This window comes from Vreelandella andesensis (assembly GCF_003989795.1).
Lineage (GTDB): Bacteria > Pseudomonadota > Gammaproteobacteria > Pseudomonadales > Halomonadaceae > Vreelandella > Vreelandella andesensis.
In genome coordinates this window covers 50,885-74,041 of sequence record NZ_RZHG01000008.1, presented here as the reverse complement: position 1 = coordinate 74,041, position 23,157 = coordinate 50,885, and the positions used below count along the sequence as shown (strand labels likewise).

At 49.6% G+C, this 23,157-nt stretch carries 23 protein-coding genes and 2 tRNA genes; 13 read left to right on the top strand and 12 right to left on the bottom strand.

Annotated features, from left to right (window positions below; translation table 11 throughout):
• The first annotated feature begins 187 nt into the window (after nt 1–187).
• The 3 genes from ELY33_RS04310 to ELY33_RS04300 all read left to right on the top strand — a co-directional run bounded on the left by ELY33_RS04310 (nt 188) and on the right by ELY33_RS04300 (nt 2,898).
• Complete coding sequence (locus ELY33_RS04310; RefSeq protein WP_126944466.1) at nt 188–742, top strand: cytochrome b; 555 nt, start codon at nt 188–190, stop codon at nt 740–742.
• Between the two features lie 70 nt (nt 743–812).
• Nucleotides 813–1,397 (top strand): YceI family protein, encoded by a 585-nt coding sequence (locus ELY33_RS04305; protein ID WP_126944463.1) that lies wholly within the window; start codon nt 813–815, stop codon nt 1,395–1,397.
• A gap of 166 nt (nt 1,398–1,563) precedes the next feature.
• Nucleotides 1,564–2,898, top strand: coding sequence for an MATE family efflux transporter (locus ELY33_RS04300; protein ID WP_126944796.1), 1,335 nt, complete (start codon nt 1,564–1,566; stop codon nt 2,896–2,898).
• A gap of 6 nt (nt 2,899–2,904) precedes the next feature.
• Here the strand turns inward: ELY33_RS04300 and ELY33_RS04295 are convergent, their stop codons facing one another.
• The 4 genes from ELY33_RS04295 to ELY33_RS04280 all read right to left on the bottom strand — a co-directional run bounded on the left by ELY33_RS04295 (nt 2,905) and on the right by ELY33_RS04280 (nt 7,159).
• Nucleotides 2,905–4,389, bottom strand: coding sequence for an NCS2 family permease (locus ELY33_RS04295; RefSeq protein ID WP_126944460.1), 1,485 nt, complete (start codon nt 4,387–4,389; stop codon nt 2,905–2,907).
• A 253-nt stretch (nt 4,390–4,642) separates the two neighbouring features.
• Nucleotides 4,643–5,833: an amino acid aminotransferase gene (locus ELY33_RS04290; RefSeq protein WP_126944457.1), complete on the bottom strand. Its 1,191-nt coding sequence runs from the start codon at nt 5,831–5,833 to the stop codon at nt 4,643–4,645.
• Nucleotides 5,834–6,172: a 4a-hydroxytetrahydrobiopterin dehydratase gene (locus tag ELY33_RS04285; protein ID WP_126944454.1), complete on the bottom strand. Its 339-nt coding sequence runs from the start codon at nt 6,170–6,172 to the stop codon at nt 5,834–5,836.
• An 87-nt stretch (nt 6,173–6,259) separates the two neighbouring features.
• Nucleotides 6,260–7,159 carry a GGDEF domain-containing protein gene (locus ELY33_RS04280; protein ID WP_126944451.1) on the bottom strand — a complete coding sequence of 300 codons (900 nt, stop codon included), beginning with the start codon at nt 7,157–7,159 and terminating at the stop codon, nt 6,260–6,262.
• A 327-nt stretch (nt 7,160–7,486) separates the two neighbouring features.
• Between ELY33_RS04280 and cobA the strand changes: the two genes are divergently transcribed.
• The 4 genes from cobA (at nt 7,487) to dcd (ending at nt 11,138) form a co-directional block, all read left to right on the top strand.
• The gene (cobA, locus tag ELY33_RS04275; RefSeq protein ID WP_126944793.1) at nt 7,487–8,293 is read left to right on the top strand and encodes a uroporphyrinogen-III C-methyltransferase; all 807 of its coding nucleotides are present in this window, start codon (nt 7,487–7,489) and stop codon (nt 8,291–8,293) included.
• Nucleotides 8,294–8,440: 147 nt separating this feature from the next.
• Nucleotides 8,441–9,607 carry a coiled-coil domain-containing protein gene (locus tag ELY33_RS04270; protein ID WP_126944447.1) on the top strand — a complete coding sequence of 389 codons (1,167 nt, stop codon included), beginning with the start codon at nt 8,441–8,443 and terminating at the stop codon, nt 9,605–9,607.
• A gap of 152 nt (nt 9,608–9,759) precedes the next feature.
• Nucleotides 9,760–10,560 carry an iron-sulfur cluster carrier protein ApbC gene (gene apbC / locus ELY33_RS04265; protein ID WP_126944444.1) on the top strand — a complete coding sequence of 267 codons (801 nt, stop codon included), beginning with the start codon at nt 9,760–9,762 and terminating at the stop codon, nt 10,558–10,560.
• A gap of 11 nt (nt 10,561–10,571) precedes the next feature.
• Nucleotides 10,572–11,138 carry a dCTP deaminase gene (gene dcd / locus ELY33_RS04260; protein ID WP_009723443.1) on the top strand — a complete coding sequence of 189 codons (567 nt, stop codon included), beginning with the start codon at nt 10,572–10,574 and terminating at the stop codon, nt 11,136–11,138.
• Nucleotides 11,139–11,227: 89 nt separating this feature from the next.
• Here the strand turns inward: dcd and purN are convergent, their stop codons facing one another.
• Nucleotides 11,228–12,001, bottom strand: a complete 774-nt coding sequence (gene purN, locus ELY33_RS04255) for a phosphoribosylglycinamide formyltransferase (protein ID WP_126944441.1) — start codon at nt 11,999–12,001, stop codon at nt 11,228–11,230.
• Complete coding sequence (purM, locus tag ELY33_RS04250; RefSeq protein ID WP_126944438.1) at nt 11,998–13,065, bottom strand: phosphoribosylformylglycinamidine cyclo-ligase; 1,068 nt, start codon at nt 13,063–13,065, stop codon at nt 11,998–12,000. The genes purN and purM overlap by 4 nt, the downstream gene beginning before the upstream one ends.
• A gap of 199 nt (nt 13,066–13,264) precedes the next feature.
• Between purM and ELY33_RS04245 the strand changes: the two genes are divergently transcribed.
• Nucleotides 13,265–14,377 (top strand): AI-2E family transporter, encoded by a 1,113-nt coding sequence (locus tag ELY33_RS04245; protein WP_126944435.1) that lies wholly within the window; start codon nt 13,265–13,267, stop codon nt 14,375–14,377.
• Nucleotides 14,374–15,078, top strand: a complete 705-nt coding sequence (gene hda, locus ELY33_RS04240; RefSeq protein WP_126944432.1) for a DnaA regulatory inactivator Hda — start codon at nt 14,374–14,376, stop codon at nt 15,076–15,078. The genes ELY33_RS04245 and hda overlap by 4 nt, the downstream gene beginning before the upstream one ends.
• 79 nt (nt 15,079–15,157) lie before the next feature.
• Here the strand turns inward: hda and ELY33_RS04235 are convergent, their stop codons facing one another.
• A complete protein-coding gene (locus ELY33_RS04235) occupies nt 15,158–15,532 on the bottom strand; it encodes a phasin family protein (RefSeq protein ID WP_126944429.1) in 375 nt (124 codons plus the stop codon).
• A 382-nt stretch (nt 15,533–15,914) separates the two neighbouring features.
• Here ELY33_RS04235 and ELY33_RS04230 point away from each other — a divergent pair, with 382 nt between their 5' ends.
• On the top strand, nt 15,915–17,291 hold the full coding sequence (locus tag ELY33_RS04230; RefSeq protein ID WP_126944426.1) for a class II fumarate hydratase: 1,377 nt from the start codon (nt 15,915–15,917) through the stop codon (nt 17,289–17,291).
• A gap of 141 nt (nt 17,292–17,432) precedes the next feature.
• Here the strand turns inward: ELY33_RS04230 and ELY33_RS04225 are convergent, their stop codons facing one another.
• Nucleotides 17,433–18,503 carry an endonuclease/exonuclease/phosphatase family protein gene (locus ELY33_RS04225; RefSeq protein WP_126944423.1) on the bottom strand — a complete coding sequence of 357 codons (1,071 nt, stop codon included), beginning with the start codon at nt 18,501–18,503 and terminating at the stop codon, nt 17,433–17,435.
• A gap of 182 nt (nt 18,504–18,685) precedes the next feature.
• Here ELY33_RS04225 and ELY33_RS04220 point away from each other — a divergent pair.
• Both ELY33_RS04220 and ELY33_RS04215 read left to right on the top strand, forming a co-directional pair.
• Nucleotides 18,686–18,762: transfer RNA gene (locus ELY33_RS04220), tRNA-Val, on the top strand.
• 40 nt (nt 18,763–18,802) lie between these two features.
• A tRNA-Val gene (locus ELY33_RS04215) sits at nt 18,803–18,879 on the top strand.
• 38 nt (nt 18,880–18,917) lie between these two features.
• Here ELY33_RS04215 and ELY33_RS04210 read toward each other — a convergent pair.
• From ELY33_RS04210 to ELY33_RS04195, 4 genes are all read right to left on the bottom strand, one after another.
• The gene (locus tag ELY33_RS04210) at nt 18,918–19,394 is read right to left on the bottom strand and encodes a GAF domain-containing protein (protein ID WP_126944420.1); all 477 of its coding nucleotides are present in this window, start codon (nt 19,392–19,394) and stop codon (nt 18,918–18,920) included.
• Between the two features lie 77 nt (nt 19,395–19,471).
• The gene (locus ELY33_RS04205) at nt 19,472–20,263 is read right to left on the bottom strand and encodes a MetQ/NlpA family ABC transporter substrate-binding protein (RefSeq protein WP_126944417.1); all 792 of its coding nucleotides are present in this window, start codon (nt 20,261–20,263) and stop codon (nt 19,472–19,474) included.
• 113 nt (nt 20,264–20,376) lie between these two features.
• Nucleotides 20,377–21,030 carry a methionine ABC transporter permease gene (locus tag ELY33_RS04200; RefSeq protein ID WP_126944414.1) on the bottom strand — a complete coding sequence of 218 codons (654 nt, stop codon included), beginning with the start codon at nt 21,028–21,030 and terminating at the stop codon, nt 20,377–20,379.
• Nucleotides 21,011–22,054, bottom strand: coding sequence for a methionine ABC transporter ATP-binding protein (locus ELY33_RS04195; RefSeq protein ID WP_126944411.1), 1,044 nt, complete (start codon nt 22,052–22,054; stop codon nt 21,011–21,013). The genes ELY33_RS04200 and ELY33_RS04195 overlap by 20 nt, the downstream gene beginning before the upstream one ends.
• A 461-nt stretch (nt 22,055–22,515) precedes the next feature.
• Here ELY33_RS04195 and ELY33_RS04190 point away from each other — a divergent pair, with 461 nt between their 5' ends.
• Entirely contained in the window at nt 22,516–23,142 is a 627-nt protein-coding gene (locus tag ELY33_RS04190) for a riboflavin synthase subunit alpha (RefSeq protein ID WP_126944408.1), read from the top strand.
• Nucleotides 23,143–23,157: the final 15 nt, after the last annotated feature.

The following is a 23,157-nucleotide window of genomic DNA, read 5'->3' as shown; positions in this document are numbered from 1 at the left end:
CCGTGGCCGGTTTTTTGTTGCCTGTTTGGATGGCGGTGATCTAACGAAACTCCTACCACAAACGATTATTACGAATGGTGTGTCCTGCTTTTTTCAGCGGTGTTTCGATCATTTAGGCGGTATGCTCTATAGGAAGATTGCTTACGGTAGACATGTTCTATCGCCGTAAAGAATGAGGAAATCAAGGATGTGGCGGAACACTCGGAGTGGTTGGGGAGTCATTAGTATCGCGCTTCACTGGTTAAGTGCACTAACGATTGTTGGGCTGTTTGTTTTAGGCTGGTGGATGACAGATCTTGGCTACTACGATACTTGGTATAACCAAGCGCCATGGGTGCATCGATCCATAGGTATCTTGCTGTTAATTGTTACCTTTGCTCGTTTAGGATGGCGGCTTATTCAGCCGACCCCCGATGCGCAAGGGAGTCGCTTTGAACGTTTAGCCGCCCATGCTGGCCATTTAATGTTTTATGTTTTGTTGTTGTTGGTTCTTGTGAGTGGCTATTTGATTTCTACCGCCAACGGGCGCGGTATTAGCGTATTCGGTTGGTTTGAAGTGCCTGCGCTGCTGCACGGGCTTCCCAACCAAGCCAGTCTAGCGGGCGATGTTCACTGGTATAGTGCTTTGACACTTATCGTATTGGCCGCTGGGCACGCCCTAGCCGCGATGAAGCATCATTGGTGGGATCGTCATTCAACGCTCGTGCGAATGGTTAATCCTGCTCATAGCCAAAAGCGATAACGGAATTTTTTGTCCACTGCGTAGGTAGTTTAATCGCAGTGTTTTTAGGAAAAGAAAGGAGATTTCCACGATGTTAAAGAAAACCGCTTTTGCTACTGCAATCGCCGCCGCTTCGCTAGTAACGTTCAGCCAAGCGCAAGCAGCAGACTATCAAATTGATATTGAAGGTCAGCATTCCTTTGTTCAATTTAAAATTAGTCACCTTGGTTTCTCTTATATTTTAGGTGCTTTCGAAGAATTTGATGGTCAATTCTCTTATGACCCAGAAGATTTAGAAGCCTCTTCTGTCGAAATGGAAGTGCAGGTGAGTAGCCTGAACACAAACCATGCCGAGCGGGATCGTCACTTCTTGAGCAGCGACTTTCTTGATGCCAGCGAGTATCCTACGGCAACGTTTACTTCAACGGGTTTTGAACCAACTGGTGATAATCAAGGTGTCGTAACCGGCGAGTTAACGCTTCACGGTGAGACACAAGAAATTGAAATGCCTGTTACTTTAATGGGCGAAGGCGACGACCCCTGGGGCAACTACCGTGCAGGCTTTGAAGGTAGTGCTATGCTGACGCTGGGTGACTTCGGTATCGATATGAGTGATTTCCCAGAATCCATGCATGAGCTGGAGCTTTACGTGACGTTTGAAGGCATTCGTCAGTAAACTAGCGCATTCAGGAAAGCGCCATCATCTTTTCACGGGTGATGGCGCTTTTGCGTTGGGACTTATTGCAGGCTGCACCCATCTAGTCGAATAGAAGGTTTCCTTAATGACGTAGCGTGTAGCGCTACACACTTTTTCTGAGAGGTTTTCTTTGGCAGTAGTCGTTATGCAGCAACGCGAGTTGGCAATAACCTTATGGCGTCAAACGTGGCCAATGGCCATTGGGGTGCTGGCGTTATTGGGTTTTCAGCTTGTAGATAGTGCTTTTATAGCCCGTTTGGGAACAGCGCCCTTGGCCGCCCAATCATTCACTTTTCCTTTGTCATTTCTAATTATTGGCATTCAGGTGGGAATGGGGATCGCGATTGCGGCGCTCATTTCACGCGCGTTAGGGGCTGGAGAGGACGTTAGAGCAAAGCGGCTAAGCAGCTTGGTGCTGATTGCTGGTGGGCTTGTTATTGGTGTGTTGGTAGTAGCACTTTGGTTTCTTCAAGTGCCAATATTTAGCCTAATAGGCGCCGATGATAATGCGTTGGTCTATATTCGCGCCTATTGGGGGCCTCAGCTATTGTCAGCTTGGCTCGGCGCGCTGCTCTATTTTATCTATAGCGTGTTTCGCGCCCACGGCGATACACGGTTGCCAGGCAAGATGATGGTGCTCAGCAGCCTTATCAACTTAGGCTTGGACCCGCTGTTTATTTTTGGTGTTGGTTCTTGGCAAGGGTGGGGGCTGCCCGGCGCGGCGTGGGCGACCGCCATTGCTTTTTCGGTCGGGCTTTTATTCAGCAGTATTAAACTAACGCGTCGACAATGGACGACGAATACCGCAATTTGGCAAGAAGCCGGACGCTCATGGCGGCCTTTTGCTGGTATTGCCGCTCCCGCGATGGTTAGCCAATTGATGCCGCCATTGGCCGCGATGCTAGCAATTACGGCTGTTGCTGGTTTGGGGGACACCCAAGTCGCGGCATGGGGGCTTGCCAGCCGTCTTGAAACACTATCATTGATGGTGATATTGGCGTTGACGATGTCACTGCCACCATGGCTTGGACGTTGCTATGGTGCAGGTGACTGGGGGCAGATTCAGCAGTTAGTGCGCTTGGCAGTAAGCGTCGCGGTGATATGGCAGCTCAGTTTGGGTGTGTTGCTGGCACTGGCTTCACCGTGGGTAGCCATGGCGTTGGCCGGGAACCAGGAGGTGCAAAGTGAACTTGCACTTCTTATTCGTTTTTTGTTGCCTAGTTATGCCGCGCTGGGTGTCTGTATGCTGGTGGTTTCTGCAGGTAACGCGCTTGGCTGGCCCCTAAGGGCTATGCTGCTTTCGAGTGCGCGATTGTTTATTTGTTATCTACCTTGCTTGTGGTTGGGAGCGCATCTATTTGGCTGGACGGGTTTAGCCGCTGGCGCAGCCGTGGGTAACGTGTTGGCGGGCATTTTTGCATGGGTAGTGCTTAGGCGCATTTTGTCCCGCCCACATCGGCAGGCGGGGTTTAGTAAGTAATGCAGCTTAATGTTTCTTTGGGGCTTCCTGGAAGGAGAAATACATAAACAGTAGCGCCATGCCCAAATAGCCCATGACAAATTCAGGCGCTGCGTTTAAGGCGAGCTTAGGAGCGTGCATCAGTCCCACGAAAGAGAAGCCTGCGGCGATAGCGGCAAACGCGGCTGCCCGCCGGAACTGATGATCGATCACCGACACGGTCATTGCGCCTAGAAAAATGGCCATAAACATCGCACCTTGCCCCATGACAACAATGGCACTGGAAATATCGCTGACGACATCACCGGCGCCTCGGTTGAAGCGCGTCATCACATAGTTGGCGAAGTAGGGTAGCATCGCCAGCGCAATGGCCGGATAGTAGCGGGTGTCGTTTGCTTGAAACGCAGTGGCAATCATCGACATGCCGACAAATACCAAGATAGGGGCTACTACCGATACCGGAATAATAGCCGCTAAGGCAGCGATCAGACCAAACATAGTGGCGAGCGCATAAACCGCCCCGTTTAGAATGCTGTAGCCTCTACCTGCGCCCATCCATTTCGCGCCTACTGTTGCGATATAGACCGTTGTTGGAAATACGCCGCCAAACAGGGCGCCGATCATGGTGCCTGCCCCATCCACTGCTTGGCATTCGCGTACATCGTACTTATCGCCAGCGGCTTCCATCGCTTCGACGTTGTTCATTGTTTCAATGGCGTTATACAGTGTGATGGGAAGCACCACGGTAAGCACAGCCAACATGCCGGTAAATAGTAAGCCGAGCCCTTCATACCATGCCAAATTAGGTAGCAAAGGATAGAACCCTAGATGCGTAAATGCATCGCTAAAGCGCTCGCTGCCCGCATCGCCAATCAAATAAGCCATAGCAGTACCAATCACAATGGCAAACAGCGATGTCGGGAGCTTAAATGGCATGCTGACGCGTGCGACTAAGCCAACAATGATGATGCCTAATACTAGGAGGCCTACCACCGGCATTTCTAAGGTTTTAAACAACATTTCACCGGCAATAAAGGTCAGCGCTACGCCCGCAACGGCACCGAGCATTGCGGCGCGTGGAAGGTGATACTGAACCCAGCGACCAATAACACTAATCAATGCTTCAATCGCACCGCTGATAAAGCAGGCGGCCACAGCAACTTTCCAGGCTAATTCTGCATCACCGGTCAACTGCTTGGCGGGAAGCAATACGCCGAATAGAAATACGAACATAACTGGGGTAGAAATGCCGTAGGAGAGTGCGGTGACATCACTGCGGTTTTCTTTCCGCGCGAGCCTTGCAGCACTCCATGCGTAATAAAAGTTGCCTGCCATAACAGCCACCGCAGCACCAGGTAACACCTGCCCGTAGACAATGGAGGTGGGGAACCCCATACCAAGCATGGTGATTGCGATAATGACAAAGTTGGCAATATTGTTTTGAAACAACGCGAAAAACGCGTCGGTATCTTCTTTTTTGTACCACGGGTAGTGAGTGCCGGCAGCCGCCATGATAGGCCTCTTAGTTATGGTGTGTTGTATACAAGGCGATGCTGAGTGTGCCGAATATTTGACTAATCGGTCAAGCGTCGCGTTGCAGCGAACGCCGCACGGGCGCCCCAGGCTCTGGCGGCAAGCGCGTAATTGTACATAACAATTGCTTGTGTGTTCAGTTGCTTAACATCAATCCATCAACAAAAACGCCCAGACGATATGTCTGGGCGTTTTTGCAGTTAACACTAATAACATCATTAACTGTTTGGCATTATTCGTTGACGGCAGCGATGGCTTTAGCCAGATATGGGAGATTCTCATGGGAGAAGCCAGCAACGTTAGCGCGGCCAGAGCGCACCATATAAATACCAAACTCGTCACGTAGGCGATCAACTTGCTCCGGTGTTAAGCCGGTGTAAGAGAACATGCCACGCTGTTCTGCTACGCATGCGTACTTTTGGTCAAGGCCATACGGCTTGAGGGCCTCAACAAAATCGCGGCGCAGTGTGTTGATGCGATCACGCATTTCGGTTAGCTCTTCATGCCACATCGCAGACAGTTCGGCGTCGTGAAGAATTTCGCTGACAATTGCACCGCCGTGGGCAGGAGGATTAGAGTAGTTCTCACGGGCAACAATCGCCGCTTGAGAGCGTACGTTTTCCATCTGCTCGGCGTCTTTTGCAATCAGGATCAAGCAGCCAGTGCGTTCGCAGTAGATGCCAAAGTTTTTCGAGCAGGAACTGGTAATGATGACTTCATCAAGGTTCTCGGCCAGCAGACGAACACCATAGGCGTCTTCGTCTAAACCTTCCCCGAAGCCCTGATAGGCGAAGTCAACCAGGGGCAGCAGTTTGCGTTCGCTTAGTACCGCCATCACTTCTTGCCATTGATCTTTAGATAGATCAAAACCTGTCGGGTTGTGGCAGCAGGCGTGAAGCACAACGACGTCGCCTTCAGGAATCTTTTTCAGGGCTGCTAACATGCCATCGAAATCAAGGCGGTTGTCAGCATCAACGTAGGGGTATTTGTGTAGCTCCACGCCGGCAGCAGTGAAAATGCCGTGATGGTTTGGCCAAGTAGGATCAGAGACCCAGATTCCTTTTCCAGGAAGCTGGTTGGCAATGAAGTCAGCTGCTAAGCGCAGTGCACCAGTTCCACCGGGAGACTGGGTAGCGCTCGCTCGGTTAGCTTTAAGTACGGAAGAATCTGCACCTAATACCATAGGCAGTAAAGCTTCACCGTAAGCAGGGGCACCGTGAGAGCCAATATAAGTCTTGGTGGTTTCATTCTTGAGCAGACGAGCTTCTGCTTCCTTGACAGCGCGCATGATCGGCGTATTGCCATTTGCATCGCGGTATACACCAACCCCTAAATCGACTTTCTGGGGATTGGTGTCTTTTTTGAAAGCTTCGATCAGCCCGAGAATGGCATCTCCTGGGACTCGCTCAATTTGCTCAAACATTTATTCGGCTACCTCGTCGGTTCTGGCGGCTAGAATGAAATCGTTAAGATGCAGGCCCTTTATTGAATGGGACCACCACGTCACAGTGGTTTTACCCCATTCTGTAACAATGACGGGGTGGTGCCCAGCCTGCTCTGCTATATTGCCAACGCGCTGGGTAAATGCCAAGGCATCGACAAAATTGCGAAACGTAAATTGTCTCGTCAGCTTCATAATGCCATCGTGGTCGACAATCTGCCACTCTGAAAGCGCTTCAAGATGAGGTTTGCATGCACTATAAGTCAGCGGTATGGCATTGCTACTGCAGGGTTCGCAGACTGTTTGAGCAAGCGTTGTCATGGATTGTCTCCTTTTAATATTGCTTTTATAAACATACTCTTATAGACATTGTTCTTATAGACATCGCTTTTATAAACATCGCTCTTATCAGGGTAGATGGCATACACAGTCGCGACCAATTTCTTTCGCACCGTATAGCGCTTGATCAGCACGTTTAATTAAGCTGACTAGTGGCTCGCCGCAGCGAAACTCGGCGATACCGATACTTATAGTCACGTTGCCTGTACCAATTCCAAAATCGTAGTTTGCGATGGCATGCCGGAGCCGGTCAGCAAGTTTATGGCATTGTTGCAGCGGTGTAAGCGGCAACACGACCATAAACTCTTCTCCGCCAAGCCTTGCCACCATATCTTCGCAGCGCAAGAGCTTCTGAGTGTGAACAGCAAGTTGTTCGAGTACGCTATCGCCCTGTAAATGCCCCCAGCGATCATTGAGTTGTTTAAAATGATCAATATCTACCATCATGATAGACAGCGGTGTCCCGTGCCGGGTGCTTAGCGAGGTTAGATGCGTTAAATGCATCATAAGTTTGCGGCGGTTGGGTAATCCCGTCAAAGGGTCGGTGTTGCTGAGCTTTCTTAGGCGTTCTTCTTCAGCGACTTGATCAGAGATATCCATCATGATGCCGTCCCAGCGTACACCATTGGGTAATGGGGAGGGGTTAGCGCTCACCGCAATCCAGTGTGGGTTTCCTTTTGGGAAGGGGAGTCGGAAGCGGGTGGTCAGCGGTAGCATCCAGCGTGCAGAGCGCTCAATGGAAGACATTATTTTGGGATAATCACAACCGGTTAAATGTTCAATGAGTTGACCAGCATCATGCGCTAGTTGTTGCCTGTCGATGTGCACTAGCGCTTCGCCTCCTCCTTCAAGATAAGGAAAGTGCATACGGCCGCAATGTGTTCGATAGAATTGAAAAATAACCCCGGGTATTCGGGATATAAGGCTGTCAGCACTCTGCAGTACTGGGACTATATTATTCACGGGCATGCGTGAAGCTCCAAAGGATATGCCAAATAAAAATTAATCGTAAAGATTAGCCTTAAAAGCGTCACTAATATGTAAGCTATCGCTTACAAATCGAGTTTTTTTCAAATTAAATAGTATTTATATATAGCTTAGAGTTATTAAAGCGTTTGAGAAACTCCTGTTGAAATATTGGCCCTAAACAGGCGGAAGCTATTGCTTTCGGCATATTGAATTGTTTTCTATTATTGAGGTATTTTTTTGAACGCAACAAAAGAGGTCACTGCAAAGGAGGCCACTATTTCTTCGCCGGACTCTTCGGCTAGTGCTCACGAATTGAGTGGGGGTTTAGTGAGTTTGGTTGGTGCCGGCCCAGGTGACCCAGAGTTATTGACGTTGAAAGCTTACAAGCGACTTCTGACAGCAGACGTGGTGCTCTACGATCGGCTCGTTAGTGATGAAGTGTTAGCCTTGATTGGGCCACAGGCCGAACGATTTTATGTTGGTAAGGCGAAGTCGTCACACAGTGTTCCTCAAACTGAAATCAATCAAACGCTGGTTACTTGGGCTAAGCAAGGTAAGCGAGTTGTGCGCCTCAAGGGGGGAGACCCTTTTATCTTTGGCCGTGGAGGGGAAGAACTCGAGACCCTGGTAGCTGAAAAAGTGGTGGTAGAAGTCATTCCAGGTATTACTGCGGCATCTGGCTGTGCAGCCTATGCGGGCATACCGCTAACACACCGAGATCATGCGCAGTCGGTTCGCTTTGTAACGGGCCACTTGCAGCATGGAGAGTGCAAACTTGACTGGCAAGCGTTAACTTGCTCTGGCCAAACCTTAGTGTTTTATATGGGGTTGAGTAATTTAGAGGCCATTTGTCAGGCGTTGATAGACCACGGACTTGCACCCAACACACCTTTGGCGCTGATTGAGCAGGGGACAACACAGCACCAACGTACGCATATTGGTTCTTTGCAACAGTTGCCCGAGGCATTTCGACAGGGTGTGATTAAGCCACCTTCATTAGTGATTATTGGCAGTGTTGTGTCGCTCCACGCTACGCTATCTTGGTTTGAGGCGAACGGTGCGGATGCGGTAGGCTTTGATGAAGGTAAACATCAACTTCACCAAGATGCGAAAGCATCAAAAAGCCGAGAATAGTACGAATCAATAGTACGAATCGTTTGCTATAACGTTGATTGCTGGCTAGATGTAGCTGAATGTGTATGCTAGTAAAATAATGTCATGTAATGAATACTGATTAACGCTGCTGATATCGGTAGCCTAAAAAAAAGAGAGGGACGCAGTATGTCAGAAGCAAACCACTCGAATAATCAAACGCCGGCAAGCAAGCCGGATATGAAAACGCTTTTCAAAGATAACCGTGTCAAAGGCATTGCTGGTATTGCTGCTATCGCCGTTATCTGGGCAATCATGGCGCAATCTAATTCAGGCACTCGGCAAGAGCGGGTCGAAACATTAGAAAGTCAGCTAGCCAGCGTTGAGCAAGATAATAGTCAGCTCAGCCAACGAATTGCAGAAGTGGAGCAAGCTGAGAGCGACTTGAGTGCAATGCGTGATGAAATGGCGACACTGGAAGAGCAACAAGCCCAAGCGGTGAGTGAGCTTGAGTCAGCCCAGCGCGATACAAGTGCAATTCAGGCGCGCCTTGGCGAGTTAGAAACCCAGCGCGATACCCTTCAGCAAGAAGTTGATACGTTAAGCGAGCAAGTAGCCAGCGCTGAAACCGCCTTGCAGGCGCTTAAAGAAGAACGTGACCAAGTCGCAAGCGCGCGCGACGAGGCTGAGTCTGCTCGCCAAGAAGCAGAAGAAGCCCGTCAAAGTGCAGAAGAGGCTCGCCAAGAAGCTGAGTCAGCACGTCAGCAAGCTGAACAAGAGCGCCAGGAGGCCGTCGAAGAGCTTAACGCTGCGCAAGAAGCGTTGTCTGGTCTAGAGACTCAGGTGAGTGACGCTAACGAACAGCTATCAGGTATCGAGGAAGAAATCTCATCTGTTCAAAGTGAACTGGATAATTTAAACAGCGAACGCGATTCACTCATTAGTGAGCGAGATGAGTTACAGAACGAGGTTGATTCGTTAACGCAATTGCGCGAAGAAGAACAGCAGAGCCTCGATCAAGTGCGCACTGAAATGGACGATCTCATGGTCGCGCTTGATATTGGCCGTGAAGAAGTCGCTAATGTTGAAAGCGATATTGAAACTCGTGAAGAGCAACTTGCGCGCCTGGAAACCCAGCTTAGTGAGTGGCGTGATGAGCTATCTTCGTTGGAGACTCGTTTACATGTAAACGATGCGGCGAATGACGAAGTTCCATCTTTGATAGATGAGCAGAGTGTTAACGCGACGTCTGGCTCTGATTCCGACGCTTCCGATTCTGACGGTTCTGATTCTGACAGCGCTGAGCAAGCCGAAGAAGCTAGCTCTGAAGACCAAGATCAACAAAACAGCAACTGATTGAGACACCTTTAAGCGCTGATTGATTGCGTAAGGAAGCGGATGTAGGCAGCCCCTGCATCCGCTTTTTACGTGTCGGTTTAGAAATAGGCCGCCGAGGAGTATCATTCAAGCCACGTAAAAATTGGTCGCAAAAGACAGGAGTGCCATTGATGGACGGTGTAAAACATATAGTAGCAGTGGCATCTGGGAAAGGTGGGGTCGGTAAATCGACCGTTACAGTTAATCTGGCACTAGCGCTTTCTGCCCAAGGGTATCGTGTGGGCGTACTGGACGCCGATATTTACGGCCCCAGCCAAGCGCAAATGTTGGGTGTTAAAGAAGGTGTAAGGCCTCAGGCGACGGGCGACAACAAGTTTCTGCCGCTAGAGGCGCACGGCCTTCAAGCGATGTCGATGGCCTTTATGGTTAATACCCGTGAGGCGATGGTTTGGCGTGGCCCGATGGTGGTGGGTGCGTTTCAGCAAATGTTGACACAAACTCAATGGGATAATTTGGATTTTCTGTTGATTGATATGCCGCCAGGTACTGGTGATATCCAACTGACGCTGGCGCAAAAAGTGCCCGTCTCAGGTGCCGTGATTGTCACTACCCCCCAGGATATTGCGTTACTAGATGCCCGCAAAGGCATAGAGATGTTCCGTAAGGTTAATGTTCCAGTGCTGGGTGTGGTAGAAAACATGAGCCTTTACCATTGTGAAAACTGCGGCCATGAAGCGTCAATTTTTGGTACCGGCGGCGGTGACCGCATCGCAGAGGAGTACGATACGACAGTTCTCGGGAGGTTACCGTTAACGCTATCTATTCGTGAGCTAGCTGATTCTGGTCGTCCCAGCGTAATTTCCGAGCCAGATAGCTCAGTAAGCCGCACGTTTGCAGAGATTGCCAGCCAAGTGGCGCAATCGGTAAATGCTAGCCAAAGCGACGGCCCAACTATTTCTTTTAGCGAGTGATGACGTAACAAATGAGCATTAAATCTGACAAGTGGATTCGTCGCATGGCACAAAGCGATGCCATGATTGAACCGTTTGAAGCTGAGCAGGTGCGCTATGTGAATGACCAGCGCGTGATTTCTTATGGCACGTCGAGCTACGGTTACGATGTTCGTTGTGCCGATGAATTTAAAGTGTTTACCAACATACATTCCGCTATTGTCGATCCTAAAGCGTTTGACGACAAAAGCTTTGTCGATATTAAGGGCGATGTGTGTATTATTCCGCCAAATTCCTTCGCATTAGCTCGTACGGTTGAGTATTTTCGTATTCCGCGCAGTGTTCTGACGATTTGTCTTGGTAAATCCACCTACGCGCGCTGCGGTATTATTGTCAACGTAACGCCCCTTGAGCCAGAGTGGGAAGGGCACGTGACTCTCGAGTTCTCGAATACCACGAATCTGCCGGCCAAGATTTATGCTCACGAAGGGGTAGCTCAGATGTTGTTCCTTGAATCTGATGAGGTGTGTGAAACATCTTATAAAGATCGCGGTGGCAAATATATGGGGCAGCGAGGAGTCACGCTGCCTCGCACTTAATATCTGCAAGCTAAGAAAAAACGCCCTACACATCAAACGCCCTAAACATTAATGGCGGTAGGGCGTTTTTTTTGATCAGATCATTTTAGTCAAAACGATGGTGTTTGTGGGTTTTCGTCGATCTCTTCGTCTAATTCTTCCGCAGCATCAGTGTGAGAGAGCCGCATACCATGGGGAGGCAGAGGATGGCCATCCATGGTGGCGCTTTCAGTGCTATATTTTAGACGGCCTTGTAAGAACCACTGAACGGCGATGGGGTAGATGAGGTGTTCGCGAGCGTGAACTTTTTCTTTAAGCGTATCAACGGTATCGTCGCTGGAGACGTTCAGCTCGGCCTGTAGCACAACGGGGCCGCCATCTAGCTCTTCAGTCACAAAGTGCACGCTACAGCCATGTTGTTTGACACCATCTGCTAGCGCCCGAGCGTGAGTATTTAAACCTTGGTAAGCCGGTAGTAGTGAGGGATGAATATTGAGCATTTTGCCTAAAAAGCGCTGCACAAAGCGCGGCGTAAGAATGCGCATAAACCCTGCTAAGACAATCAAATCAGGCTCATGACGATCGATGACTTTGATGAGCGCTCCGTCGTAGGCATCGCGGCTATCGTATTCGCGATGAGGTAGCGCGACGGCTTCAATGTCTGCTTCTAAAGCGCGCTTCAAACCATAAGCATCTGGCTCATTGGAAATAACAGCGACGATTTCCCCGCAAAGTCGATCATGGCGTTGTGCATCAATCAGCGCCTGTAAATTACTGCCACTGCCAGATATCAACACCACAATCCGCCGTGCCGCTGCTGGTTCTGGCGCCATGTCGTTTATGGTGTCGTTAAAAGGGCCGCTATTGAAGTCAGTGCTGCTCATGCGCGAAGGTTCTCCAAAACGACCGCTTCCTCCTGGCGCTGAATAATCTGACCAATTTGATAAACGGTCTCTCCCTGAGCTTTTAGATGCGTCATGGCCCTATCGGCATGGGCCTGAGGTACTACGACAACCATGCCGATACCGCAATTCAACACGCGGTGCATTTCAGTTTCACTGACGTTGCCCTGGGCTTGTAGCCAGTTAAATACCTCTGGGCGCTGCCAAGTAGAAAGGTCAACGTGGGCAGCAAGCGTGTCGGGTAGCACACGGGGAATATTTTCCAGTAAACCGCCACCTGTGATATGAGAAAGCGCATGCACAGGAATATCAGTACCGCGCATCATCGATAGCAGTGATTTTACGTAAATACGCGTTGGCGCCATTAATGCGTCGCCAAGCGGCTGGCCATCCACGCTATCGTTGAGGGATGCGTTGCTGACTTCTAGGATTTTGCGAATCAGCGAGTAGCCATTGGAATGTGGACCAGAAGAAGCCAGACCTAGCAGTACGTCGCCCTCGGCTACTTTGCTGCCGTCTAAAATCTCGGCTTTTTCAACAATGCCAACGCAGAAGCCTGCCAAATCGTAATCATTGCCTTCATACATGCCAGGCATTTCTGCTGTTTCGCCGCCTACTAGTGCGCAACCTGCCTGCTCGCAACCAGCACCAATGCCTGTTACAACATCAGTAGCGATATCCACATCTAGCTTACCCGTGGCATAGTAGTCCAGGAATAACAGTGGCTCGGCGCCTGCAACGATCAAATCGTTGACACACATAGCGACAAGGTCAATGCCAATGGTGTCATGCTTACCAAGGTCCATGGCAAGCCGTAGTTTCGTGCCGACACCATCCGTGCCGGATACCAGGACAGGCTGTTTATAACCTGCGGGAAGCTCACACAGTGCGCCAAATCCGCCAAGGCCACCCAGGACTTCAGGGCGTGTCGTGCGTTTGGCAACGTGTTTGATGCGGTTAACCAGCGCGTTGCCGGCATCAATGTCGACACCTGCGTCTTTATAGCTGAGTGAAGGAGTGGCCTGAGAAGTGGAGGTATCGGTCATGACAGATCCTGTGAAGCCTATAGCAGTACGGGTAGTGCTGGCGAATTGGCCAGTGCTGGGGCAATAACGGGATGGATTGTAACACCCAGAGACGTAAGTCGCATCGATGTGCGGCGTTAACCGATGTTCATTACGCTACTTTTGTTACTATTCAGTACGCTAATGCGCTAACCATCTTTCCAGGAGGGATATAGAAAGCATGCGACATTCATGGTGGGGCGTTGTGTTTTTGGTATTGCTGGTGGGCTGCCTCTACTTATTAGATGCGGTATTGATGCCATTTATTGCTGGTTTAATTTTGGCTTATTTGGCTGACCCGCTTACCAATTATTTCCAGCGTTTGGGCATGAAACGAACCTGGGCAGTCAGCAGCGTATTTTTAGTCCTGTTGCTGATACTTATCTTAAGCCTGCTTATTTTAATCCCGCTGGTTGTTCAGCAGACAAAACAGCTGGGAGAGGCGTTGCCGAGTGTTTTTAACTGGGTTGAAAACATATTGGCACCGCAAGTCCAAGAGTGGACGGGTTACGACCTAGGGGCGGAGTTAACGAACGTTAGAGAAACATTGATTGAAAATTGGCGGGATGCTGGTAGCTATGCAGCTCAGGCGCTAAGTCAAATTGGCCGTTCTGGGATGGCATTTGTTTCTTGGGTTACCTACGTTGCACTGATTCCTGTGGTGACGTTTTATTTATTACTTGATTGGGACAGGCTGATTTCTAGCCTTGCTGACTTGGTTCCTCGCCAATGGACAAACGATGTTTCCCGATTGGCTGCGCGCTGTGATGAGGTTCTTTCAGCTTTCTTACGTGGGCAGCTACTGGTCATGTTGTGTTTGGGCATTATTTATGCAGCTGGCTTAACAATAATGGGGTTAAATTTTGGCTTACTGATTGGTGTTGTATCTGGGTTTGTCAGTATTGTGCCGTTTCTTGGGTTTATTGTGGGATTAGTAATAGCGCTCATCGTGGCGTTATTCCAATTTGATACGTGGTGGGCGGTGCTGGGTGTGGTCGCGGTATTCGGTATCGGCCAAGCGGCAGAAAGTGTCATACTCCAGCCTAAATTATTAGGCGATAAGATCGGTCTACATCCCGTTGCCGTTATTTTTGCGGTACTTGCCGGGGGCAATCTTTTCGGCTTAACGGGCGTATTATTAGCACTGCCGGCCGCAGCGGTTATTATGGTGCTTTTAAGGGAAATTAAAGACCGTTATAAAGACAGTGCTCTCTATGATGATGAGCAACGTCCAACAGAACAGCAACATCACAGTGAAGGGCAGGGTCGTCACGACGAAAGGGAGTCACCATGAGCCGATTACCGGCACAGCTACCGCTTGGGGTAGGGTTGCGAGACGACGCGACGTTTAATAATTACTATGCCACACAAGCAAATGCGCCACTGACAGAGTCATTAAGCCGACAGCTCAAGTCTGATGCTGAGCCGTTCTTATATTTATGGGGCGCGCCGGGCAGTGGTCGTAGCCACCTTTTACAGGCGGCGTGTCACGCTGCTTCAGATGCAGACAAGCGGGCACTTTATCTTCCTCTGGCAGATCTAGGTCATTTTCCGCCGCTGATGCTGGAGGACGTTGAACGCCTGGATCTCGTTGCTATTGATGATCTTGAATATGTAATAGGGCGTAAGCGTTGGGAAGAAGCGCTGTTTCACGCTTTTAATCGGCTGCGTGATGCGGGTAAAGCATTGGTAATCGCCGCCAACACATCTCCGCGCCAATTAGGCGTTGCATTACCCGACTTAGCATCACGATTATCCTGGGGGGTGACGTTTCATCTGCACCCGTTAGATGATGATGAGCGACTAGCGGCGTTAAAGCTTCGCGCCAATGTAAGAGGAATGCAGCTGCCTGATGACGTAGGGCGCTACATATTGCATCGCGGGCCGCGGGAGTTGGGGGATTTGTGTCGTGCAATTGAGACGCTTGATCAAGCGTCACTATCTGCTAAGCGAAAACTAACGATTCCTTTCGTCAAGTCTGCGCTCAACTGGTAAGACACAGCAAAAAAACGCCCCTGCCAGTGTTTAACCGGCAGGGGCGTTTTAACGTAAGCAAATCAATAACTGTTACAAATTAAGCAGTTTTGCTCATTTTGCTAGCAGCAGTTTGTGCTTGCTTAACATTATCTTCAGTTAGCTTTTGGCCTTTCTGAAGAAAGTCCTGCTGAAGAGCAACGACTTTATCAGCATCGCCTTTTACACGCTCAGCAAATTCTTTAGCAACTTTCTGCTGGTCTTCCATGTAGCTGCGAAGGCCAGTAGCGTCTTTAACGCTCATCAGCTCACGCATTTGGGCAATGCCAGTGTCTACGTAAGATTTGTTGGCATCAAGCTGTGCATTAAGCATCTTCTCAGAATAGTCGATGCTTAATGTCATGTATGCACGCATAGGCGCAACAAACATGTTGTCAAATTGCTGAGTCATTTCGTTGGTGTTAAATGTTTGCATGGTAAAAACTCCTGTTCCATTGCCCACTGATCGGCCCATCAATTGGCGGTGCCGTCAGTGTTGGTTGATCAGCAACGGTTTCGTTAAGCATTCACCGCGGCTGATATCTGATATCTAGTTATCTTGCGTTGCAGCATAACAGGGCTTTTTGTGCAGTGCAACATCAAAGTTGAATGAATTTAACGTCCGTGTTTGTTGGATGAAGGGATAGGTGGCGCAAAGATAATCGAAGAGATAGATGATATGCGCAGATTTACCTAATGCGTCGGCGGGGCTAGGCTTAAACGTATAGATAACGTTCATCACTAAAGTAACGAGTGGGAAACGTGACGTTAGAGGTGTTAGCGGCGTTAGCTAAGTCGTTTTAAAAAGGAGAGTAAGAATGGACACACGTATTGAGCGGGATAGCATGGGTGAGCTTGAGGTGCCTGCAAGTGCGCTCTATGGCGCTCAAACCCAACGAGCTATCAACAACTTTCCTGTTTCGCACACACCAATGCCTGTGGCATTTATTCATGCTGTCGCGCGAATAAAGCTTGCCGCCGCGCGAAGTAATCATGCGTTAGGTTTGCTAGATAAGCCCCGTGCAGAGGCGATTGAAAATGCGGCTCAGGCGGTAATTGATGGCCACCATGATGGGCATTTTCCAATCGATGTCTTTCAAACAGGGTCGGGTACGTCGACAAATATGAACGTCAATGAAGTGCTGGCGACACTTGCGAGTCGTGAAGGCGTTGAAGTGGCGCCAAACGACCACGTCAATATGGGGCAGTCGAGTAATGACGTTATCCCCACGGCCATTCATCTGTCGGCGGCGATTGCTGTTAATGAAATGCTTCGTCCTGCATTGGTTGCGCTGCAGGCAACCATTGACCACAGGGCTAGTGAGTTGGCCCACGTAGTTAAAACTGGCCGTACACACCTGATGGATGCCATGCCGCTGCGTATGGATCAAGAGCTAGGGGCGTGGTCAAGCCAAGTAGGGCAAGCTATTGAGCGTTTCGATAGTGCTATGTCACGACTTTGTCGATTGGCGCAAGGTGGCACGGCGGTGGGAACCGGCATTAACGCGCCCGAGGGGTTTGCTGAGCTAATTGCCCGTGACTTAAGTCACCAAACGGGTCTTCCTTTTGTACCAAACGATAGCTTTTTTGCCAGTTTGGCATCCCAGGATGCGGCCGTAGAGTTATCGGGTCAGTTAAAGGGGTTGGCATGTGTTGTTATGAAGATCGCTAACGATTTGCGTTGGATGAATTCAGGGCCGTTGGCAGGGTTGGGTGAGATAGAGCTTGAGGCGCTACAACCTGGTAGTTCCATTATGCCGGGTAAGGTAAATCCAGTGATTCCTGAGTCGGCCGCTCAAGCGGCTGCTCAAGTCATCGGCCTGGATACCGCAGTAACGGTGGCTGGACAGAGTGGTAATTTCCAGCTCAATGTGATGTTGCCGTTGGTGGCCTCGAACCTTCTCACCTCTATTACATTAATGAGCAACACTGCTGTTTTGCTGGGTGAGCGCGCTATCGCCACCTTTAAAGTGCGTGATGATAATTTGCAGGGACCTCTCGCTCGCAATCCTATCTTAGTCACTGCCCTCAATAGTGTGATTGGCTATAACGCCGCTGCTGCGGTGGCTAAAAAGGCTTATCAAACTGGGCGCCCCATCATCGAAGTCGCAGAAGAAGAAACGAATCTAGATCGCTCAACGCTTGAGCGATTGCTAGACCCTGTTGTGCTAACACAAGGAGGGATACCAGAGTAGCCTCGATAGGTTTATGACGATCAGCGCTTCCTAGCGATGTGTGACTTTTAACAATTAGCGGTTGTTAATAAGCGCGACTGTTAAAATAGGGTTGCTAAAAAAGAGGTTGCTAAAAAAAGGGTTGTTAAGAAAGGCAGGCAGTTACGTTTCTTGCTTTTCCGTTTTGCCTTTCTGAATGGTTTCGCTCGCCTCTTGGCGTTCTTCCGCACTGGCGTCGGGCGTTTCGTGTTCATCTTGGCGAGAAGGCCGATAGCAGAACGTTGCTAATATAGGAAAGTGATCCGACCCGAATGCGCCTAAGCGCTGCATGTTTACGAGCGTGAAATGCTCGCTTACAAACACGTGATCGAGAGGCCAGCGTAGGATGGGGTAGTTAGCATGAAAGGTACTGAACAGGCCGCGACCCCGTCGTGGGTCGAGCATCCCCCCTATGTGACAAAAACGTCGCGTTGTACGTGACCAAGCGACATCATTTAGATCTCCGGCAACGAGAGTGGCCTTGGGGTTTCGGTGAATTTCTTTTCCAATCCATAAAAGTTCTGCGTCTCGCCATAGAGATTTTTCACTTTCACTGGGTGCTGGCGGTCTTGGATGAACAGCAAATAAGCGGATGTGCTGACCGCTTTTAAGTTCTACCTGGGTGTGAATCGAAGGTATGTCGTCCTGAATAAGCCACTTAACCTCTGTGTTTTTCAGTGCTAGGCGAGAATAGAGGTGCATACCATAAAGGTTATCGAGAGGGATCTTAACGCTATGGGGCCACTGTTCGTCCAGTGCAGGGTCAAGTTGATCTTGCCACCATTGATCGGATTCCAACGTGAGAACCATATCGGGCTGGTGGCGCGTTATTAACCTTAGGAGCTTGTTTGATTGACGGTTTGGTGTCAAAACGTTGGCGATTAACAGCGTAATCATTTGGTCTTCAGGTGCGTTATGTGCGGTTTTTACCTGTACAGGCCATAGTTTTGTCCACGGCAAGATGTAGCGGAGTTGAAGCGCTAGCGTGACGAGTGAGATAAGTACCGCTGTAACGCGCCAAGGCCCCGGGGCTAATAACCACAGGCTTACTGAGCCACACGCTAACGCCAATACGGCAATTTGCAGGCGGGGAAATTCAAAACTTCGCACCCACCACCAGCGTAAAGGCACGCGGGCAATGAATGTGGCGAGTAACAATGAGATGGCGATGCATCCTAGCAAAGGCCCAAGCAAGGTTTACCTCCTGGTCTAACCGTCAATAGGTATTAATCTGTGATCAGCTTAGCGGCAAGGAGGGATAAGTGTCGATCTCACTTTGCAATTGAGATGAGTTGGTTCATTTGCTCTATTTCAACGAGCTAAAAACTGCTTGCAATTCAGCTATGAAAACGTAAAATACGCATCCGTTGCACAGTAGGACCATAGCTCAGTTGGTTAGAGCGCCACGTTGACATCGTGGAGGTCGGCGGTTCAAATCCGCCTGGTCCTACCATCTCATTTGTGTGCAGCTAGTTATTTATATACTTCTATTTAGGACCATAGCTCAGTTGGTTAGAGCGCCACGTTGACATCGTGGAGGTCGGCGGTTCAAATCCGCCTGGTCCTACCAGATACTTAAAAGCCCCATGCTTGCATGGGGCTTTTTTATTATTGGTCGATTAGGTGGGGGAGATCTGTTTGGCGAATAAACGTTGCGACGAGTGTCTCAATGCCATTCTGATCTTCTTGGCTAAAGCGTGCATGCTGTGGGCTGTCCAAGTCGAGTACTCCCCAGAGGTGGCCGTCGATAACAATGGGAGCGACGAGCTCTGAGCGCGAGTCAGTATCACAGGCGATATGGTCAGCAATAGTGTGAACGTCATCAACGCGTTGGGTTGCTTGTTGGCGAGCAGCAGCCCCGCAAACACCTTTGTTGAAGGGGATTGGATGGCAGGCAGGCTTGCCCTGAAATGGTCCAAGGCAGAGCTGATTGAGCTGGCGCTGCAAATAGAACCCCACCCAGTTGATGTCGTACAGTGCGTGCTGAATAAAGGCACAGGTTTGTGCGCTGTTAGTTAGCCAGTCACGTGTGTCTAGCAGTGCCTCTAGCTGGCGGTTTAGTAGCGCATAATCAACGCTATGCATACGAATTCCTCATGGGGTTAAACACAACAGGCCAGCCCTAAGGCTGGCCTGATTGAATTGATAGAAAGCCGTTCTGCTTATTCAATCCAGCCGGGTACTGCTGCACCCTTAAACAGTTCTTCTGCTTTTTCGATGACTTCGTCACGCTGGTAAGCGTCAACCAGTTGGCGAATTTCTTCGCGATCTTCATCGCCGCCGCGCACTGCAATTAAATTGACGTAAGGAGATTCAGGGCCTTCTTTAATTAGTGCGTCATTCAGGCTCAAACCAGCCGGTTGGGCGAACGTGTTGTTAATGAACGCCATATCAACGTCGGGTAGCACGCGGGGTAGCTGTGCTGCTTCAATTTCGCGAAAACGGAAGTTGCGCGGATTTTCAGCAATGTCGATGGGGGTGGCTTCTAGGTTGCTCGGGTCATTAAGTGTAATGAGGCCCTGGTTGTGCATCAGAATGAGCGCACGCCCTTCATTGGATGGGTCGTTGGGCAGTGCGATTAGAGCGTCTTCGGGCAGCTCGTCGATGCTGTCGTATTTCTCAGAGTAGGCGCCAATCGGGTAAACAAAGGTGTAACCGGCAATGGCAAGATCATAGCCACGATCGTTAACCATGGCTTGTAGGTAGGGTTCATGCTGGTAAGCGTTAGCATCTAAGCTGCCATCGGCGAGGGCAGCGTTCGGGGTGACGTAGTCAGTGAACTCAATAATCTCGACGATTAGATCGTACTCATCTTTGGCAATTCGAGCCGCCACTTCCATGACTTCGGTTTCCGGGCCTGCTACGGTGCCCATTTTGATGGTGCGTGTTTCTGCGTTGGCAACATTAACGGCCAGTGCTAGGGCAGTCAGGCTGCCGATTAGTAGTTTTTGCATGGTGTCACTCCTGTGGCACAGTAACGATTGGATGTAATTATGAAGCAATAAAAAACAAAATTATAATGCGTTTTAGTTATATTAAGATATGCCGATAACAGGCGCAACTATCATCACTTGCGATCACTTTTACGCACCAAATAGTCACCCAGGCTCTGGAAGCCTTGAACCATCACCACCAGAATAACGACAGTAATCAGCATAATGGTGGGGTTAAAGCGGTTATAACCATAGCGAATTCCTAAATCTCCCAGACCACCGCCGCCTACGGCTCCCGCCATGGCTGAGTAACTTACCAGCGTCACTAATGTAATCGTTAGCCCTGTGATGATGCCGCCCCTGGCTTCAGGAATCAGTACTTTGGTAATGACTTGCCAGGGCGTGGCGCCCATGGATTGCGCGGATTCAATTAGTCCAGGTGAAATCTCGTTGAGCGCACCTTCGATCAAACGGGCTACAAATGGAATAGCGGCAATGGTTAACGGCACTGAAGCGGCATTAATGCCAATAGAAGTACCCACTAGCATGCGCGTGAACGGAATGATTGCCACCATTAAGATGATAAAGGGGATTGAACGGCCAACATTGGTAACAATGCCGAGCACTTGGTTGAGTACGGGCATCGCTAATATTTGGCGAGGGCGTGTCACGTAAAGCATTACGCCAAGTGGCAAGCCAAGCAGGGTGGCAATTACACCTGAAACCGCCACCATGTAAAGCGTATCCAGCGTGGCTTGTAAAACAAGATCAAACATTGCGCTGGACATGACCAAGTACCTCTACCTGTAGTTGATGTGCTTCTAAATAAGCCATTGCTTCCTGGGTTTGAGCAGGGCTGCCGAGCAACTCGGCAATCATTAATCCAAGTGTGCGGTCTTGAATCGACTCTACCTTTGCCTGAAGTATGCTGACGTCAACGCTGCATTTCCGCGCTAGTCGGGAAATAAGGGGTGTGGAGACGGCATCGCCAGAGAAGGTTAACCGAACAACGGGATGAGTATGCTCGCTCGGCGTTTCGCTCAAGCGCTCTATCAGCTCTTTAGGCGGCGTTAGTTGCAAAAAGTCATTCAGAAATTCTCTGCCAAGTTGCGTGTTAGGCGCGGTGAAAAAATCACCGACCTCAGCGTCTTCAACCAGCTCTCCATCGGAAATGAGGCTGACTCGGTGGCAAATAGATTTCACGACTTCCATTTCGTGAGTAATCAATAAAATGGTGATACCAAGCTGATGATTAATTTCTCTCAGCAGCTCAAGGATGGAGCTAGTAGTCTGTGGGTCCAGCGCTGAAGTGGCTTCATCGCAAAGCAAAACGTTGGGTTTGCTGGCCAATGCCCGGGCGATGGCGACACGTTGTTTTTGACCGCCAGAAAGCTGAGCTGGGTATTGTTTGGCTTTATCAGATAAACCCACCAGCTCCAGCAGCGGTATTACGCGATCCTTTATAGCACGGCGATCTTCGCCCATTAACTCAAGGGGGAGCGCCACGTTATCAAATACTGTGCGGGTGGTGAGCAGATTAAAATGCTGGAAAATCATTCCAATGCGGTGTCTGGCGCGGTTTAACTCCCCGCGACTAAGGCGGGTCATTTCCTGGCCATCAACCGATACGCTGCCAGTGCTTGGCCGTTCTAATAGGTTGACACACCGTATAAGGGTCGATTTACCTGCGCCTGAAAGACCAATAACGCCGTGGATAGTGCCTTTGGGGATCGTTAAATTAACGTCTTTTAGGGCATGAACAGCATTACTGCCGGTGCCATAGGTTTTACTAACGTTGCTAATTTCAATCATAGCGTCTGCCTTAATGGTAGGCCGAAGACGGAGTGCGGGGGGAGCAAGCGTAGGGCGCGAAATAAAAAAAGGCCACCCTCGCGGGTGGCCATCAACGCTGGACACACCCTTTTAGCTGCACTTCACCAAACAATCAGCTTGGTGGACGCCCGCAATCTGGGTACAAATCGGCGTCATTACATTTGCGGCGAAAGTCTAAAGAGTGGCGAGTGCTATGTCAATTAGAACCACTCTATTTCATGTTTTAATGCAAAGAATTAGGGTTATTTGCTGATTTAGTAATGTTTGGCGGTGATTAATTCTAATGAGTTAAATTTCAACCGATCAATATTAGAAAAAAACCGTTTCAACGCTTATATCAAGCCGTTTGGCTGCACAAGGCCTGGGCATTAGTAGTAAGCTTGCACAAAATTTTAGATCCTGTTTTGGCTTTAATACGTAAAGAAAGAGGGCGTAGCAATATGTTTACAGGCATCGTGCAAGGCGTCGCTAAAGTCGTCGCTGTTAGAGAATTGGAAGAGTTTCGCACCCATGTAGTCGCATTGCCGGAGGGGTTGCGCCAAGGGCTTACTATTGGCGCGTCGGTAGCCCATAACGGTGTTTGCCTAACGGTAACGGCGATCGAGGGTGAAAATGTCAGCTTTGACCTGATGCGTGAAACGTTGCGTTTGACGAATCTTGGTGCAATTGCGACAGGGCAGTGCGTCAATATAGAGCGTGCGGCGCGCTTTGGTGACGAAATTGGCGGGCACTCCATGTCAGGCCACATTATTTGTATGGCCAAAGTGGTGGCGATAGAAGAAGCACCCAACAATCGTCGGCTGTGGTTTTCACTGCCAGAGAAAGTCGCTAAGTTTGTATTCGAGAAGGGTTACATTGGCGTTGATGGTATTAGCTTAACGGTAGGCAGCGTGCGTTCTGCGGGGGATGGGGCAGGTGTTGAGTTTAGTGTCAATCTAATACCAGAGACACTGGCGCGCACGGTTTTAAAAGATCGGCCACTAGGCGACTGGGTTAATATCGAGATTGACCCACAAACTCAGGTAATTGTTGAAACAGTCGAAAGGGTATTAGAGAGTCGTCTTTAGGTGTGATTGGTCTTA

What these genes read in the sequence shown, in the direction of transcription:
- ELY33_RS04310 (WP_126944466.1), top strand. Translation starts at nt 188, where the DNA reads ATGTGGCGGAACACTCGGAGTGGTTGGGGAGTCATTAGTATCGCGCTT.
- ELY33_RS04305 (WP_126944463.1), top strand. Translation starts at nt 813, where the DNA reads ATGTTAAAGAAAACCGCTTTTGCTACTGCAATCGCCGCCGCTTCGCTA.
- ELY33_RS04300 (WP_126944796.1), top strand. Translation starts at nt 1,564, where the DNA reads ATGCAGCAACGCGAGTTGGCAATAACCTTATGGCGTCAAACGTGGCCA.
- ELY33_RS04295 (WP_126944460.1), bottom strand. Translation starts at nt 4,389, where the DNA reads ATGGCGGCTGCCGGCACTCACTACCCGTGGTACAAAAAAGAAGATACC.
- ELY33_RS04290 (WP_126944457.1), bottom strand. Translation starts at nt 5,833, where the DNA reads ATGTTTGAGCAAATTGAGCGAGTCCCAGGAGATGCCATTCTCGGGCTG.
- ELY33_RS04285 (WP_126944454.1), bottom strand. Translation starts at nt 6,172, where the DNA reads ATGACAACGCTTGCTCAAACAGTCTGCGAACCCTGCAGTAGCAATGCC.
- ELY33_RS04280 (WP_126944451.1), bottom strand. Translation starts at nt 7,159, where the DNA reads ATGCCCGTGAATAATATAGTCCCAGTACTGCAGAGTGCTGACAGCCTT.
- ELY33_RS04270 (WP_126944447.1), top strand. Translation starts at nt 8,441, where the DNA reads ATGTCAGAAGCAAACCACTCGAATAATCAAACGCCGGCAAGCAAGCCG.
- apbC (WP_126944444.1), top strand. Translation starts at nt 9,760, where the DNA reads ATGGACGGTGTAAAACATATAGTAGCAGTGGCATCTGGGAAAGGTGGG.
- dcd (WP_009723443.1), top strand. Translation starts at nt 10,572, where the DNA reads ATGAGCATTAAATCTGACAAGTGGATTCGTCGCATGGCACAAAGCGAT.
- purN (WP_126944441.1), bottom strand. Translation starts at nt 12,001, where the DNA reads ATGAGCAGCACTGACTTCAATAGCGGCCCTTTTAACGACACCATAAAC.
- purM (WP_126944438.1), bottom strand. Translation starts at nt 13,065, where the DNA reads ATGACCGATACCTCCACTTCTCAGGCCACTCCTTCACTCAGCTATAAA.
- ELY33_RS04245 (WP_126944435.1), top strand. Translation starts at nt 13,265, where the DNA reads ATGCGACATTCATGGTGGGGCGTTGTGTTTTTGGTATTGCTGGTGGGC.
- hda (WP_126944432.1), top strand. Translation starts at nt 14,374, where the DNA reads ATGAGCCGATTACCGGCACAGCTACCGCTTGGGGTAGGGTTGCGAGAC.
- ELY33_RS04235 (WP_126944429.1), bottom strand. Translation starts at nt 15,532, where the DNA reads ATGCAAACATTTAACACCAACGAAATGACTCAGCAATTTGACAACATG.
- ELY33_RS04230 (WP_126944426.1), top strand. Translation starts at nt 15,915, where the DNA reads ATGGACACACGTATTGAGCGGGATAGCATGGGTGAGCTTGAGGTGCCT.
- ELY33_RS04210 (WP_126944420.1), bottom strand. Translation starts at nt 19,394, where the DNA reads ATGCATAGCGTTGATTATGCGCTACTAAACCGCCAGCTAGAGGCACTG.
- ELY33_RS04205 (WP_126944417.1), bottom strand. Translation starts at nt 20,263, where the DNA reads ATGCAAAAACTACTAATCGGCAGCCTGACTGCCCTAGCACTGGCCGTT.
- ELY33_RS04200 (WP_126944414.1), bottom strand. Translation starts at nt 21,030, where the DNA reads ATGTCCAGCGCAATGTTTGATCTTGTTTTACAAGCCACGCTGGATACG.
- ELY33_RS04195 (WP_126944411.1), bottom strand. Translation starts at nt 22,054, where the DNA reads ATGATTGAAATTAGCAACGTTAGTAAAACCTATGGCACCGGCAGTAAT.
- ELY33_RS04190 (WP_126944408.1), top strand. Translation starts at nt 22,516, where the DNA reads ATGTTTACAGGCATCGTGCAAGGCGTCGCTAAAGTCGTCGCTGTTAGA.